Genomic DNA, 15,279 nt, shown 5'->3' with positions numbered 1-15,279 from the left:
CGGTCAGCTCCCCTTCGCGGGGACGATCTGGAGGTAGATCGCCGTGAGGACCATGTTCACGAAGAACAGCAGCATGAAGGTGATGACGACGGACTGGTTGACCGCGTCGCCCACCCCCTTCGGACCACCGCGCGGGTTCAGTCCGCGGTAGGCGGCGACGATGCCGGCGATGAAGCCGAAGATCAGCGCCTTGATCTCGCTGACGTACAGGTCGGGCAGCTGGGCCAGGGCGGAGAAGCTGGAGAGATAGGCGCCCGGGGTGCCGTCCTGCATGATCACGTTGAAGAAGTAGCCGCCGAGCGTGCCGACGACGGAGACGAGGCCGTTCAGCAGGACGGCGACCAGCATGGTCGCCAGGACCCGCGGGACGACGAGGCGTTGCACGGGCGAGACGCCCATGACCTCCATCGCGTCGAGCTCCTCGCGGATCTTGCGCGATCCGAGGTCGGCGCAGATCGCCGAGCCCGCGGCGCCGGAGACCAGCAGCGCCACGATGATCGGACTGGCCTGCTGGATGACGGCGAGGACGCTGGCGCCGCCGGTGAAGGACTGGGCGCCGAGCTGCTGGGTGAGCGAGCCGACCTGAAGGGCGATGACCGCGCCGAACGGGATGGAGACGAGGGCGGCGGGCAGGATGGTGACGCTGGCGACGAACCAGAACTGCTCGATGAACTCCCGTACCTGGAAGGGCCGTCGGAAGGTCTCCCGGCACACGGTCCCGGCCAGCGCGAACAGCCGCCCGGTCTCGCGCAGCGGGGCCGTGAGCTTGCTGGGACGCGGCGCCTCGGGCGCCTTCCTCGGGACCTGGGCCGCAGCCGGGGGCCGGTCCTCCGGCGGCCCCGGGGGCATCACCGGCATGGGGGCCGTCACGGGCGCCCACCCCCCGCGGCCGGGCTGTAGCTGTTGAGGATGGCCGTACGGGCCGCCTCCGGCAGCTGCCCCATCATCGACATGACCCGCTCCCGGCGACGCAGGGCACCCTGGCGCACCGGCAGGCCCGGGGAGGGCTCCAGCTGCGGGACGACGGTGCGCGGGGCGTTGGCCGAACTGATGCCCCGCCCATAGCCGCCCCGCTCCTCGGCGGCGAGGGTGGCGGCGTCCTTCTCCTCGGACATGCCGATGGGGCCTTCGCAGCGTCCGGCGAGGAACTGGGAGACCACGGGCAGATCGCTGGTGAGCAGCACCTCGCGCGGTCCGAAGGTGACCAGGTTGCGGCAGAACAGCATCCCCATGTTGTCCGGGACCGTGGAGGCGATGTCGAGGTTGTGGGTGACGATGAGCATCGTCGCGTCGATCTGCGCGTTGAGGTCGACGAGCAGCTGCGAGATGTACGCGGTGCGGACCGGGTCGAGTCCCGAGTCCGGTTCGTCGCAGAGGATGATCTGCGGGTCCAGGACGAGGGCGCGGGCGAGGCCGGCGCGCTTGCGCATACCTCCCGAGATCTCGCCGGGCAGCTTGTCCTCGGCGCCCAGGAGGCCGACCACGTCGATCCGCTCCATGACGATGCGGCGGATCTCGGACTCCTTCTTGCGGGTGTGCTCCCGGAGCGGGAACGCGATGTTGTCGAAAAGCGACATCGAGCCGAAAAGCGCACCGTCCTGGAACATGAGGCCGAAGAGCTTTCGGGCTTCCATGATGTCCCGCTCGGAACCGTTCACCATGTCGACGCCATTGACGAGGACGCGGCCCTGTTCGGGCTTGAGCAGGCCGATGATGGATTTGAGGAAGACGGTCTTTCCGGTGCCGGAAGGACCGAGCATCACACTCACTTCGCCGGCGGGCAGGGTGAGGCTGACGTCTTGCCAGATGTTCTGCTTGCCGAAGGATTTCGTCAGGCCTTCCACGACTACTTCGATTCCCATCGGCCCTCCCTCGACGTATCGGTGAAAGAAGTCATCTGTCGGCGCTCCGGCTCTGAGAAATCCAATGGCGGCTCGTCACACATGCACCAGGAGGCGCACGTTATGTCCGCCGAAACCGCCAGGACAAGCCGTTGAACAGCGGAGATCGGCGAACCATGTACTCGATGTGGATCACTTGTCACCGAGTGACAAAACCGCTCACGGGCTTTGTCGCAATCTGCGCAAGATCTCCGGCGTGCGGATCGGGGCCCAAGTCCGTCAGGGGCTGGAGCCGTGGGGTCCCGACGGTGGGAGCGCCGCCCCAGGACAGAGGCTTCGGAGGCTGACACATTCCCGGTGCGGAATTCTGGCCAGGGGGGCATGGCCTGGACTCCGCAGGCATCGAACGAACAGCTTCGGATACATTTCCGCGCTGCTCACCTGGGACGCTACGGGTCAGTAACCTTTCTTCGCAATAGCGGTTCCCGAACTTTTTGCGCAGTGATTCGCGGGAAGGCGATTCTTGTCCCCGAGTGAGTATTCGGCGCGCGAAACCTATACGAACATGAGCCTTGCCGCCCGCACGCGGAACGGCCCCGTCATGCCCCGCGGCACGCCGAAGCCCGCCCCGACCAGGAGATCTCCCGGTCGGGGCGGGCTTCGGTCTGTGCAGCGGGGGCACGCACGGAGTGACAAGGACGGACGCGTCGCCCCGGCGGGCCGGCCGTGCTACTTCGCCGCGGAGTGCCAGTACTGGGAGAGCACCTTGCCCGCGTCGGGCAGGACGAGCCCGGGGGCGGTGAGCGCGGCGCTGTAGGTCGAGGCGTTGTTGAGCGTGAGGTGGTTGTCACCCGACAGGGACGGCAGCCCCTCCTTCAGGTTCACCGCCCAGCTGAGGACTCCGCCCAGACCGCAGCCCGTGGCCTTGGGCACGGCAAAGGTGGTGTCCTGCTGTGTGTTCCCCGTCAGGGCGAACCTCAGCATGGCGCCGCCGGTGGCGTTGCGCGTGCCGTCACCGTCGAAGCGCTGAATGGCGACGGCCGGCGCCGTGGCGTTCTGCGGGCGCAGAATCACGGGGGAGGACGTGCTCCCTATGTAGCAGTTGGAGCCGAGGAGCGAGTTCTCCAGATGGATGCGCACCGGCAGCTTCACGATCGGCTGACCGACGCTCAGACCTGCCGGGAGATTGAATTCCGTGGGCGCACCGGCTGACTCCACCGTCGCCGTCACCCTGTTCAGGCTGACGCTGGTTATCTGACCGCAGACCGCGCTGACGACGGGAATGTCACTGGGGCACATGAGACCCAGCAGCCCGCCGGGAATCTCCGTCGGCGCGCTCACGAGGGCCCCGCCCGCAGGGGGAATCACCTTGAAGGTCCCGGCCGCGGTGTCCTGGATGACGCCGAACTGCATGTCGTTGGAGCCGGTGGTCGCCTCCGTCGTGCCCAGTTTGAACTCACCGCTGGGTGAGTACGAGGAGACACAGGATGCGACGAAGTCCTGGCCGTCCGCCGCGAGCATGGCGGGATCGTCGACGGGACAGCGGGAGAAGGGCGCCCAGTCCCCGTTGAGGTTCGCGGCGGCTACGGCGGCGGAGGCGGGCAGCGGAGTCAGCGGAATCGCGACCACCGCAGCGGCGGCGGCAGCGAACAGTCCGTTACGCCACTTCTTCGGGACAGCTCTCATTACTCCCTCAATTCATGGTGGTCCGAGCGAATGTGATGATCTCGTGTCCGGATGGAGAGCGGCGGACGGCCGCGGCTTCAGCGTTGCGGCTTGGGAACCCGCACCGGCTGGCCGTCCTCCGTGCACACGTTCGGGTCGCCCTGCGCGGCCGCACAGGGCGCCGCCTGGATCTGTTTCACGTCACCGGGGACTCCGGAGATGGAGGCGGTGAACAGGTCGTCGAGGTCCTCGCCCACACCGCATCCCGAGAAGGGCGGAATGGTGACCTTGCCGGTGAGAGCGCCACCCGTGACCAGCGTGTAACCGGTCTGGACCCCGTCCTTCAGCAGCATCTCCCCCCGCAGCGGGAGCGCGAAGGGCTTCGCCGTACGGCAGTTGGGTCCCACGTCCAGCCGGACGCCGTTCACCTTCACGTCGTACAGCCGGAGCTGGAGCTGCATGTCGATGGTTGTCGTACCGACGCTGTTGCCGGGGCTGAGGATCGTCAGGTCGGAGTGGATGTTGGGCAGTGGCTGTCCGTCCGGGCCGGCCGCCGGAGGGATCTGGGTCATCTCCATGGTCGCGGTCGTCGGCATGAAGCCGAAGGTCAGGAACGTGCCGGTGGCGGGGGGCAGTTTCGGCTTTCCCTGATAGTCCAGGATCGCCGTCGACTCCTGGAACACATGCAGATGGCCGTCCTGGAACTTGATGGACGTCGCTCCCTGGTGGATCTGTGTACAGGCGACCGGGAACAGGGTGGCGCTGTTGAGCTTGGCGACGTTCGCGTACCCGGTGACATAGGCGTTGAGGCTGAACTGGTCCTCCGCGTCACCCACGCAGCGGGGCGCCTCACCGTCCTGGCGTGGCGCCTTCGACGGATCGCCCACCTCGGGCGTCGCACCGGCACTCCGGGCGCCGTCCGCGGTGGGTGCCTTCCCCTCCCGGGCCCCGGACGGCTCGGGCGAGGGCCAATCCGGTTCCCCGCCGACCGGCACCGCGGCAAGGGTCAGGTCCTGGTCCGGCGCAGGCGTACATGTCAGTTGCACGGCCAGCGGCTCGACCGAGGCGGTGTCCGGCTTCGGCGGAGTCAGCCGTGCGGTCAGCTTCGCCGCGGTGAAGGTGAGGTCACCGGAGGCTCCGGCGGTCACCGTGGGAACGTCACCCGTGGAGGCGAACGTGAGCTCCCCCGATTCCGGGACGGCCACCAGGTTCTCGGTGGTTCCGGCCCATGTGGCCACCGCGGACCGGTCGCCCTGGGCCACAGCCACGTTCAGCTCTGTCTCCACCTCGTAGCCGGCCGCTCCGCCGTCCGACAGATCGGCCAGCGCCTCCCCCGACAGGGTCATCTCGGTGCTCACGTCCGTGAGCTGGAGGGGTTGGCCGACCGTGCCCTTGTCCGGAACCGTCGCGGCCACACGCACCGCGACCTGTTGGGAGCCGGAAGGGAAGTCACAGCCGTACATCAGCTCGGCCCGGACCTCGCGGTCGCCGGCCGACGCCTGCGCGCCCGGAATGACTCCGGCCACGAGGACCGCGGCCAGAACGGCACCGCCCCGTGCTGCCAGGTGCCCACGGCTCCGCCCCGTCCTACCGAGCATCATCATCCCTCGCGATTCCCTTCTGTCGGGGCCGCAGGTCGCACGGCGGGACTCCCGCCGTGCGACCTGCCGAGCTCTCGGTTACCTGGCGGCTCGTCAGGTTCCGATGATGCTCGTGATTCCGGTGACGGAGTAGTCACCCGTGAAGGTCGGGTGGTCGCCGACGGCCACGATCCCGGCACATCCCGCGGTGGCGGTCGAGACGGTCAGCACGCGCGTGGAGTTGGAGACGGCGAGCTTCTTCGTGCTGTTGGTGAACTTGGCGTTGACCTCACCGGTGACGTTGAAGGTGCAGGTGAGGACGGTGAGCTTGGCCTGGATGTTCTTGATGTAGCCCGTCGTCACGCCGGAGGTGTAGTCCTGCGCCACGAGCTGCCAGGCCGGCGAGGTGGTGGCGACGGGCGTCACCGGACCGAGTGCGCTGGTGCAGGGGCTGGCCGTGGTACCGAAGGTGGCCGAGGTGATGGATCCGACCGTGGCGGGGTTGCCCGTCGCGCTGGCCGCGGAACCAGCCGCGCCTGCGGTGGGACACGTGAGCGGAAGGCCGTTCACCGACAGGACCGTGTTCGTCGACACGGCCGTGAAGGCCCCGCCCGTGACGGTCCACGTGGTGGCGGGAAAGGCCATCGCCTGGGTGGCGGTGAGTACGACAGCCGCAGAAGCGACGCCGGTTGCGACGGCGATCTTCTTGAGGGTATTACGCACAGTTAGTTCCTCCGATTCGACAATGCGGGTTGCACTGCTTGCGGGGACGCGCTTCACGGCTGCCCAACGGGCACGAAGCACGGCTACGAACCACTTCTCCGGGGGGAGACGTACACTCTCGGTCACATACAATCTGTGACAGGCCGTGACGTTACTTGCGGGAAACTTGGAGCACAATCCCGCCAGCCGAAATTGCTCGGACCGAGTTCTTTTCTCGTACCAGGCTTACTAACTACCCCAGGTCCACTTGTCACTTGCTGCGCAAAATCGCAGTCGGGCGAGAGGCACGGGAGAGGCGTCAGCAGCAGCGCCCGCACCGGTGACCCGTGACTCACCTGCGGCGGACTCGGCCGTTGGCGACCGCGGGGCGAACGCCCCCGCCAGGGGCGATCACCTGAAGCCCCTGTCGAGGCCCGGGTCCCGCCCCTTGTGGACGCCCCCTCAACGGAGCCCTCTCCGCCGCCGGGCGCCCGACACGGACGGCCGAATACCCGGCACGGAGCGAATTGGACTCCGTCACCGGATATCTCGACCGGACTCTCTGTCCTGTTTCGTGGACCGGACCTTGTCAGTTCCTGAGCAGGTGAATTCGCGCTGCCGTACACCCGATTCCGCCACCACGAACGGTTTCCCGCAGAAGCGGGAGATACGGCAGCCCGGACGTTTCCGGGTCGTCCACCGCGTGCCGGCGAGGGCGGCCTCGGCGAACGCCGCACGGCGCCCGGGCCCGAACGGGCGGACATCCGCTGCCGCCCCTCTCACCCGCGCAGGATCGAACGGCCGAAAATATTGTCCGGAAGTGAGCACTCCCGCCCTACCTGCACCGGAGCACCATGACAAGGCCACGATGTGTGGCCCTTGCACTTCGATCTTGCACAAATGGTGGGCATGGTCACTGACTTGGTCTATCTTCATCGCGAACTTGGTACGCACCTGTCGGTTCGTGGGAGCGCTTTCCCCCACTGCCTCACCCCCACCGGGCACCGGAGAGCGAGGGGACACGTCATGCCGAGAGTCATTTCGCCACTGGACACCGGGGACCCGCTGGGACCACTCCCCCAGGAATTCGCGGCCATCATGCGGCCCGAACTGCCGAGCCTGATCAAGGAGATAGGCGTCGAGGTCACCCGGGCCTATCCGGAGTACGCCCGCCTGCTCAGCGGCCCGAACGGCCAGGCCATTCGGGTCGGCGTCGAGCAGAGTCTCGCGTCGTTCGTGGATCTGGTCGCCGAGCCGTCCACCTCCACCTCGCTGCGCGACGACATGTGCCGCCGCTTCGGGCGGTTCGAGGCGTACGAGGGCCGCACCATGGAAACGCTCCAGGGCGCGTACCGGCTCGGCGCCCGGGTCGCACTGCGGCGAGCGAAGAAGGTCGGCCGGACCTACCACTTCTCCCCGACCCTGATGCTCAGCTTCGCCGACGCCCTCTTCACCTACATCGACGAACTCGAGTCCCTCTCACGTGAGGGGTTTCTCGAAGTGCAGTCCCAGAGCGGCCGACAGACCGAAGCCATGCGCCGACGCCTGCTGCATCTGATCCTGGCCGGACGTCCCGTGCCCCGTTCCGCCATCGCCGAACTGTGCGAGCAGACCGGGTGGACGCTCCCGGAGGAGGTCACCCTCGTCGCGGCGCGTGCCCCCGCGGGGCTCGACCGGGTCAGCGCCGACCGTGACATCCTGGTCGATCTCAGCGACCCCCAACCTCATTTACTCATCCCCGGGCCGCTCGACGACACACGAAGAGCCATGCTCGACCAGACGCTGCTCGGCACCCGCGCGGCGATCGGGCTGACCGTTCCCACCTCCCTGGCCGCGGACTCGATCCGCTGGGCCCGGCGGGTCCTCGAACTCGTCGACGCGGGCGTCATCGACGACGCGCCGGTCATCCTCTGCTCGGACCACCTCATCACCCTGTGGCTGCTCTCCGACCCGATCCTCCTCGACCAGCTCGCCCAGCGGGAACTCGCCCCCATCGCGGGCATCAGCACCACCCGGCGGGAACGGCTCATCGAGACGCTGCGCATCTGGCTCGACACCCGGGGCACGGCCGCCCACATGGGCGAACTGCTCGACGTCCACCCCCAGACGGTCCGTTATCGCATGCGTAACCTGGAGTCCATCTTCGGCGAGCAACTGAGTGACCCCGAGAGCCGGTTCTCCACCGAGGCGGTTCTGCGGGCGCTTCAGCTGCGGTCCCGCACCAGGGATTCCACCACCCCGTAGCCCACACAGAACGGCTTCCGGCCGGATCACGGCCTTCACGGCGCGTCAACTTACTTATGAGTAAAGGGAAATACCCGGTCACTCCCAAACGGTTGCCACACGGAGACGTTCTCAACGAGAAACCTGCAACTGCGTCCCGTACACATGGAGGAGTCGGCCGCCCACCCGGCGGCCGCGACGCCCCACCTCCTGGCCACCATTCGAGAGGGAACCCCCCATGACCGCCTCACACCTGCTCGTCCCCGTGCCGATCCCGGACCGCATCGCGGCGCTGATCGGCTCGTGCATCCCGCCGCACATCCTGGAGGCGGAGTTCGACGCCGAGTGCGCCGCGCGGGAGGTCCGCAGCTTCCGCGGCCCGCGGCTCGACATCGAGGACCAGGCCGACCGGGAGCAGGCCCTCTCCGAACTGGCCCGCGCCAACAAGGTGCTCGCCGCACACCATCCCCGACTGGCGGTGCGCCCCGGCAGCTCCTGGTGACTCCCTCGCCCCGCCTCCGTCTTGCGGAGGCGCCGCCCCGCGCTTACCTTACTCCGAAGTAAGTTTACTTCAGAGTAAGGAACTGGCGTGGCCGACAACAGCAGCGGCAACCTCACCGACGAACTGACCGCACTCGACTTCGCGGCCGTCTCCCCGCCGGAGTTCGCACGGATCGTGAAGGGCCTGTCCGCCAAGCAACTCGGCGAGGTCATGCACGGTGAACTGCGCACCCGGGTGCTCGGCGAGGTCTTCGGCCGGATGAAGCAGCAGTTCCGCCCGGAGGCGGCCGGGCAGCTCAAGGCACTGATCCGCTGGAAAATCACCGGTGACACCGACGAGGTGTACGAGACCGCGATCGACAACGGCGCCTGCACCGTCAGCGCGGGCCGCTCCGACGCCGAACCGCGCACCACGCTGGTGATGGCCGACGCGGAGTTCCTCAAGCTGGTCTCCGGCAACGGCAATCCCGTGACGATGTTCATGATGCGCAAGCTGAAGGTGGCCGGCGACGTCGGCCTCGCCTCGGGTCTCACGCGCTACTTCGACATCCCGAAGGCCTGAGGCCGATGAGCTACTTCTCCCTCGCGCTCACCGAGGAACAGCAGGACCTGCGTAACTGGGTGCACGGCTTCGCCGCCCAGGTGGTGCGCCCGGCGGCCGCCGAATGGGATGCCCGCGAGGAGACGCCCTGGCCGGTCATCCAGGAGGCGGCCCGGATCGGTCTCTACGGATTCGAGTCCCTCGCCGACATGTACGGCGACCCGTCGGGGCTCTCCCTCCAGATAGCCAACGAGGAGCTGTTCTGGGGCGACGCCGGAATCGGCATGGCGCTCTTCGGCACCTCCCTCGCCGTCGCCGGAATCTTCGCCTCCGGCACGCCGGACCAGCTCGCCGAGTGGGTGCCCCAGTGCTACGGCGACGAGGACGACCCGAAGGTGGCGGCGTTCTGCGTCTCCGAACCGCAGGCCGGCTCCGATGTCTCCGCGATGGCCACGAAGGCGCGTTACGACGAGGCCAAGGACGAGTGGGTGCTCTCCGGCCAGAAGGCGTGGATCACCAACGGGGGGATCGCCGAGATCCACGTGGTCGTCGCCTCGGTCGACCCGTCGCTCGGCGCACGGGGACAGGCCGCGTTCATCGTGCCGCCCGCCACGAAGGGTCTGGAGGCGAGCCGCACCATCAAGAAGCTGGGCCTGCGCGCCTCGCACACGGCGGATGTCTTCCTCGACGACGTACGCGTGCCGGGGCACTGTCTGCTCGGCGGAAAGGAGAAGCTGGACGCCCGGCTGGCCCGTGCCCGCGAGGGCGGCAACGCCAAGGGACAGGCGGCGATGGCGACCTTCGAGGTCAGCCGCCCGACCGTCGGCGCCCAGGCCCTGGGCATCGCGCGCGCGGCGTACGAGTACGCGCTGGAGTACGCCGGACAACGCGAGGCGTTCGGCCGCCCCATCATCGAGAACCAGTCGATCGCCTTCGCGCTGGCCGACATCCGTACCGAGATCGAGTCCGTCCGGCTGCTGATCTGGCAGGCGGCGTGGATGGCGCGCAACGACCGGACCTTCGACGCCGGCCAGGGCTCCATGTCCAAGCTGCGGGCGGGTGAACTCGCCGTGTCCGCCACGGAGAAGGCCGTCCAGATCCTCGGGGGCGCCGGATACAGCCGCGAGCATCCGGTGGAGCGGATGTACCGCGATGCAAAGATCTACACGATCTTCGAGGGAACCAGCGAGATCCAGCGCCTGGTCATCGCGCGGGCGATCTCGGGACGCCACATCCGCTGACCGGAGGCCGGCCCGCCCCGGTCTCCTTGTGCCGCGCGGCGGGAGGGGCGGCTCACGGGGCGACCGCCGCCTCCACCACGGCCTTGATGCGCTGCCCGAAGGCCGGGGCGTCCTTGCGGGCCGCGCTGCCCGCGAGGCCGACGAGGAGCTTGCCGACGCCGTGGCCCTCCAGGGTGTTGAAGAGGCGGACTTTCGTCGCGCCGCCGGCCGTGGGTTCGAGGTCGTAACCGCCGTCCGCCGCCGTGACGGCGTTCTTCGAACGCTCCTGCCAGCGGATCCGGTGCGGCGCCACCAGCTCGGTGATCTCGAACTCCCGCCGCGTCTTCATACCGGCGTCCTTCACCGTGCTGAGGAAGCGCGTGCCGACGGCGGTGGGACCGGGAGGCTGCTTCTCGATCCGCTGGACCCGCGGGCTGAACTCGGGATCGTGCGTCCCCTCGGCGAGGATGGCGAAGACGTCCTCGATCGGCCGGTCGATCTCCACCGTCGCGTCGAACCGCGTGGCCATGGCTGCTCCTCCTGATCAGCGTCGGCCCGCACCATGCCGGTCCGCACCGTACCGTGGCCCGATCGTAGGTCGGCCGGACGGATCCGGCCCGTCAGGGCCCGCGGGATCCCGGTGCGGGTCCTGCCCGCGCCGGGATCCGGCCCCGGGGCCGGATCCCGCCCTCGTCTCACCCCGCGACCGGGGTGAACCTCACCGGCAGCGACTGCGGCCCCCGGGTGAAGACGCCCCGCTCGGACGGGGTGAACCCGTCCGCGAGGCGTACGTCGGGCATCGCGTCGAGCAGCAGGTTCACCCCGGTCCGCACCTCGGCCCTGGCCAGCAGCGCGCCCACGCAGAAGTGACGGCCGAGGGCGAAGGCCAGATGGTCGGCGGCCGCGGAGAACGCCGAGGTACTGGTGAGGTCGGTGCGGAAGATGTCGAAACGGTCGGGGTCGCCGTACCGGGACGCGTCCCGGTTGGCCGAGCCGATCAGACAGGTGACGGTCGAGCCCGCGGGCACCCGGCCGCCGCCGAGCTCCACGTCGACGGCCGTCTGCCGCATGATCATGTGCACCGGCGGGGTGAGCCGCAGCGTCTCGGCGAAGGCCCGGTCGATGAGGGTGCGGTCCTCGCGGACGGCAGCGAGCTGCTCGGGGTGGGTCAGCAGGTTGGCGAAGATCGAGGCGATGGCCTTGTCGGTGGTCTCGCCGCCGGCGGCGAGCAGCAGGCTGCAGAACGCCTTGATGTCCTCGTCGCTCATCCGGACACCGTCGACCTCGGCGGCGCAGAGCGCGGAGAGCAGGTCGTCGCCGGGTGCCTTCCGCCGCTCCTGGATGACCGGGATCATGTACTCGGCGAATTCCTGCCGGGTCCGGTCTCCGGCCGCCGCCACCTCCGGGTCGCCCGCGAGGTTGCCGAGGAAGGCGATGACGGTGGTGTACCAGCCGTGGAAGCGGTCGTGGTCCGCCTTGTCGAGGCCGAGCATGTCGGCGATGACGAGGACGGGGAAGCGGGTCGCGAACGCGTCGACGAGGTCGGCCTCGCCGGTGTGCCGGAAGGTGTCGATCAGCTCGCGTGCGTTGCGTTCGATGACCGGGAGGAACTTCTCCTGGAGGTCGGTGCCCCGGAAGGCCGGGGCGACCAGGGCCCTGCGTACGGAGTGCTCGCGTCCGCTGAGCTGGAGGATGGTCCTGCCGTGGACGGGCTCGATCTGCCAGTCGTAGTTGTCGGTGGTGAACTCCCCGGCCTTGTCCTTGAAGACCCGCTCGACGTCCGCGTACCGGGAGACGATGTAACTGTTCGTGGCCTCGTGCCTGATCAGCGGGTGGCTCTCACGCATGATCCGGTAGGCCCCGTAGGGATCGGCGGCGAAGGCGGACGAGAGAATGTCGGGTACGGGCGGTGCTTGCGAGGCGAGTGACTCTTGTGGGGCAGATGTCATGACGCTCCAGGGTCGTTGACGGGCAACGCCGCCAAGGTAATTGACTTACCGTCCGACCTGACACCCCCAGGGGGAACCATGCCCGCCGGTCCGCGTCCGTCCGTTCTCTTCGTCACCGATCTCGCCTACGAGGCCCGCGGCCGCCGCTACTGCGACGAGGACATCCAGCTGACATCGCGGCTGCGCGAGGACTTCGACGTCGCTCTCTGTCACCCTCGCGACGCCGCCGCGCTGCTGGAGGGCTTCGACGCCGTCGTCGTGCGCAACAGCGGTCCGGTGTTGCACTACCAGGAGGCGTACGACGCGTTCTGCGCGCGGGCCCGGGAGCTGGGCACGCGGGTGTACAACCCGCTGACGGGCCGTGGCGACATGGCGGGCAAGCAGTATCTGGTCGACCTGAGCCGGGCCGGATACCCGGTGATCCCCACCGTGGACCGGGCGGCGGATCTGGGACTGCTGCCCGGGGCCGAGGGCTATGTGATCAAGCCGAAGCTGGGCGCCGACTCGGTGGGGCTGCAGTTCGTCCGTACCCCGGTCCTGTCTCCCGAGGCGGACGGCACACAGCTGGTCCAGCCGCGGATCGACTTCCGCTACGAGGTGTCCTTCTACTTCGTCGACCACGACTTCCAGTACGCGCTGAACGCGCCGCACCCGGAGCAGCGGTGGGTGCTGGAGCCGTACCGGGCGAGTGCGGCGGATCTGGCGTTCGCGCGTTCGTTCATCGACTGGAACACGCTCGACCACGGCATCCAGCGGGTCGACGCGTGCCGGACGGAGACGGGTGAGCTGCTGCTCGTCGAGCTGGAGGACCTCAATCCGTATCTCTCGCTGGACCGGGTGGGTGCCCCGGTGCGGGAGGCGTTCGTCGCGCGGATGAAGGCGTCGCTGAAGGATCTGCTGGGCTGACACGTCCGGCGGCCTCCCGCATGCGGGTGACATGGGGCGGTGTGAAGGTGCAAAGGTGACCACTGCCAGCGAGACCGCCCCCGCCGCGCAGGTTGCCGGCGCACCGCCTCTGCTCGATCCGCGCCGCCGGAACATCGTCTTCGCGACGATCGTTCTGGGCATTCTGCTGGCCGCCCTCGACCAGACGATCGTGGGCACCGCGCTGCCCACGATCGTCTCGGACCTCGGGGGCGCCGAGCACATGTCGTGGGTGGTGACGGCGTACCTGCTCGCGGAGACCGTGGCGACGGTGCTGGTCGGCAAGTTCGGCGACCTGTTCGGCCGGAAGATCGTCTTCCAGGTCTCGGCGATCATCTTCATCACGGGCTCGTTCCTCTGCGGGCTCGCGACGAACATGACGCTGCTGATCGTGTGGCGCGGTCTGCAGGGCATCGGCGCGGGCGGTCTGATGGTCACGTCGATGGCGCTGATCGCCGATGTGATCCCGCTGCGCGACCGCGGAAAGTACCAGGGGGCGATCGGCGCGGTCTTCGGCGTGTCGACCGTCATCGGACCGCTGCTCGGCGGCCTCTTCACCGACCATCTGACCTGGCGCTGGGCGTTCTACGTCAACGTGCCGATCGCGATCGTGGTGGTCATCGCGGCGGCCCGTACCATTCCGTCCGTGAAGGCGGCGGGACGTCCGGTGATCGACTACCTGGGCATCGCGATGGTCACGGTCGGGGCGAGCTCCCTGATCCTGGCGACGAGCTGGGGCGGCAACCAGTACGCCTGGGGCTCGTCCGTCATCATCGGTCTGTTCCTGCTCGGCCTGGTCGCCCTGGCGGCCTTCTGCCTCGTCGAGTTCCGGGCGAAGGAACCGATGCTGCCGATGCGGCTGTTCAGCAATCCGGTCTTCACGGTGTGCTCGATCCTCAGTTTCATCGTGGGCTTCGCGATGCTCGGCGCGATGATCTTCCTGCCGACGTATCTGCAGTACGTGGACGGGGACTCGGCGACGCTCTCGGGCGTCCGGACGCTGCCGATGGTCATCGGTCTGCTGGCAGCCTCGATCTTCAGCGGCAACGTGGTCAGCAAGACCGGCCGGTACCGGATCTTCCCCATCGTGGGCTCTCTGGTCATGGCGATCGGGCTGTTCCTGCTCTCCCGGATGGGTCCGGACAGCGGGGTGTGGCTGGAGTCGCTGTACATGCTGGTGCTCGGACTCGGCATCGGGCTGTCCATGCAGGTGCTGACGATCGCGGTACAGAACACCGTCGACTATGCGGACCTGGGTACGGCGACATCGGGCGTGACGTTCTTCCGTACGCTCGGCAGCTCCTTCGGCACCGCCGTGTTCGGCACGATCTACGCCAACTCGCTGGGCCCGAACCTACAGGAGGGGGTGGCGGCGGCCGTGCGGGCGGGCGGTGATCCGGCGGTGGTGGCGGCGGCGTCGCAGAGTCCGGAGCGGCTGCACGCCCTCCCCGGCGCCCAGTCGGCGCCGCTGGCCCAGGCCTATGCCGACACCCTGCACACGGTGTTCCTGTGGACGGTGCCGGTGGCGCTGATCGGGTTCGTCGTGGCGCTGTTCCTGAAGCAGGTGACGCTGCGGGACACGGCACGGGCCTCCTCGACCGACATGGGTGACGGGTTCGCCTCGCCGAGCGCCGGGGACTCGGCCCGGCTGCTGGAGTTCTCGGTGGCCAAGGTGCTGCGCCGGGTGGACCCGGACACGGCCCGGCGGATCGTGGCCTCGTCCGACACCCGGCTCGACATGGCGGGGGCCTGGGCGGTGATGCAGGTGGAGCTGTTCACCCGGATGGTCGGCCATGCGGGGCTCCGGCTGATCGCGGCCAGGCACCGGATCCCGCCGGAGGTCTTGGTGCCCGTCTTCGACCGGATGATCGAGGAGGGCTATCTCACCGGGGACGGCCATCTGTTCACGCACACCGAGGCGGGCAGCCGGGAGGCCGGGACCATCAACGACGCGTGGTCCCACTGGCTCACCGAGCAGCTCGGCGACCAGCAGGAGCAGGCGGACGACGCCCGGCTGCGCGCCGCGGTCGACGTCATCGCCAAGCGGCTGCTGGCTGAGGACCTGACGCAGGAGCTCGCGCCGGCGGCCCCGGCAGGAGCGCCGGTCTGAGGAGGGGGCCCGGGTCCGAGGCA

Annotated in this window: 13 protein-coding genes; 6 read left to right on the top strand and 7 right to left on the bottom strand. The window is 68.6% G+C overall.

The annotated features are described in order from the left end of the window. Nucleotides 1-3: 3 nt before the first annotated feature. From ACGFZA_RS11770 to ACGFZA_RS11750, 5 genes are all read right to left on the bottom strand, one after another. A complete protein-coding gene (locus tag ACGFZA_RS11770) occupies nucleotides 4-870 on the bottom strand; it encodes an MlaE family ABC transporter permease (protein WP_393678773.1) in 867 nt (288 codons plus the stop codon). Then, nucleotides 867-1,862: an ABC transporter ATP-binding protein gene (locus ACGFZA_RS11765; protein WP_385280272.1), complete on the bottom strand. Its 996-nt coding sequence runs from the start codon at nucleotides 1,860-1,862 to the stop codon at nucleotides 867-869. Before ACGFZA_RS11765 ends, ACGFZA_RS11770 begins: the two co-directional genes overlap by 4 nt. Before the next feature lie 708 nt (nucleotides 1,863-2,570). Continuing rightward, on the bottom strand, nucleotides 2,571-3,527 hold the full coding sequence (locus tag ACGFZA_RS11760) for a hypothetical protein (protein ID WP_385280269.1): 957 nt from the start codon (nucleotides 3,525-3,527) through the stop codon (nucleotides 2,571-2,573). Between the two features lie 77 nt (nucleotides 3,528-3,604). Next, nucleotides 3,605-5,110, bottom strand: coding sequence for a DUF6801 domain-containing protein (locus ACGFZA_RS11755; RefSeq protein ID WP_385280266.1), 1,506 nt, complete (start codon nucleotides 5,108-5,110; stop codon nucleotides 3,605-3,607). A gap of 90 nt (nucleotides 5,111-5,200) precedes the next feature. Further along, on the bottom strand, nucleotides 5,201-5,809 hold the full coding sequence (locus ACGFZA_RS11750) for a hypothetical protein (protein WP_385280263.1): 609 nt from the start codon (nucleotides 5,807-5,809) through the stop codon (nucleotides 5,201-5,203). A 1,005-nt stretch (nucleotides 5,810-6,814) separates the two neighbouring features. Between ACGFZA_RS11750 and ACGFZA_RS11745 the strand changes: the two genes are divergently transcribed. The 4 genes from ACGFZA_RS11745 to ACGFZA_RS11730 all read left to right on the top strand — a co-directional run bounded on the left by ACGFZA_RS11745 (nucleotide 6,815) and on the right by ACGFZA_RS11730 (nucleotide 10,294). Further along, complete coding sequence (locus tag ACGFZA_RS11745) at nucleotides 6,815-8,032, top strand: helix-turn-helix domain-containing protein (RefSeq protein WP_385280260.1); 1,218 nt, start codon at nucleotides 6,815-6,817, stop codon at nucleotides 8,030-8,032. A gap of 217 nt (nucleotides 8,033-8,249) precedes the next feature. Beyond that, the gene (locus ACGFZA_RS11740) at nucleotides 8,250-8,513 is read left to right on the top strand and encodes a hypothetical protein (protein WP_385280257.1); all 264 of its coding nucleotides are present in this window, start codon (nucleotides 8,250-8,252) and stop codon (nucleotides 8,511-8,513) included. An 87-nt stretch (nucleotides 8,514-8,600) separates the two neighbouring features. After that, on the top strand, nucleotides 8,601-9,074 hold the full coding sequence (locus tag ACGFZA_RS11735) for an SCP2 sterol-binding domain-containing protein (RefSeq protein ID WP_385280254.1): 474 nt from the start codon (nucleotides 8,601-8,603) through the stop codon (nucleotides 9,072-9,074). Nucleotides 9,075-9,079: 5 nt separating this feature from the next. After that, a complete protein-coding gene (locus tag ACGFZA_RS11730) occupies nucleotides 9,080-10,294 on the top strand; it encodes an acyl-CoA dehydrogenase family protein (protein WP_219567128.1) in 1,215 nt (404 codons plus the stop codon). A 52-nt stretch (nucleotides 10,295-10,346) separates the two neighbouring features. Here ACGFZA_RS11730 and ACGFZA_RS11725 read toward each other — a convergent pair whose 3' ends face one another. After that, entirely contained in the window at nucleotides 10,347-10,802 is a 456-nt protein-coding gene (locus tag ACGFZA_RS11725; protein ID WP_393678772.1) for an SRPBCC family protein, read from the bottom strand. Nucleotides 10,803-10,968: 166 nt separating this feature from the next. Beyond that, nucleotides 10,969-12,222 (bottom strand): cytochrome P450, encoded by a 1,254-nt coding sequence (locus ACGFZA_RS11720; RefSeq protein WP_393678771.1) that lies wholly within the window; start codon nucleotides 12,220-12,222, stop codon nucleotides 10,969-10,971. A 78-nt stretch (nucleotides 12,223-12,300) separates the two neighbouring features. Between ACGFZA_RS11720 and ACGFZA_RS11715 the strand changes: the two genes are divergently transcribed. Further along, nucleotides 12,301-13,128 carry a hypothetical protein gene (locus ACGFZA_RS11715; RefSeq protein ID WP_385280243.1) on the top strand — a complete coding sequence of 276 codons (828 nt, stop codon included), beginning with the start codon at nucleotides 12,301-12,303 and terminating at the stop codon, nucleotides 13,126-13,128. A gap of 55 nt (nucleotides 13,129-13,183) precedes the next feature. After that, a complete protein-coding gene (locus tag ACGFZA_RS11710) occupies nucleotides 13,184-15,256 on the top strand; it encodes an MDR family MFS transporter (protein WP_393678770.1) in 2,073 nt (690 codons plus the stop codon). Nucleotides 15,257-15,279: the final 23 nt, after the last annotated feature.

Origin of the sequence: Streptomyces sp. NPDC048211 (assembly GCF_043202315.1) — a bacterium.
Lineage (GTDB): Bacteria > Actinomycetota > Actinomycetes > Streptomycetales > Streptomycetaceae > Streptomyces.
Note: the sequence above shows the minus strand (reverse complement) of the source record. Positions and strands in the feature narration are given on the sequence as shown.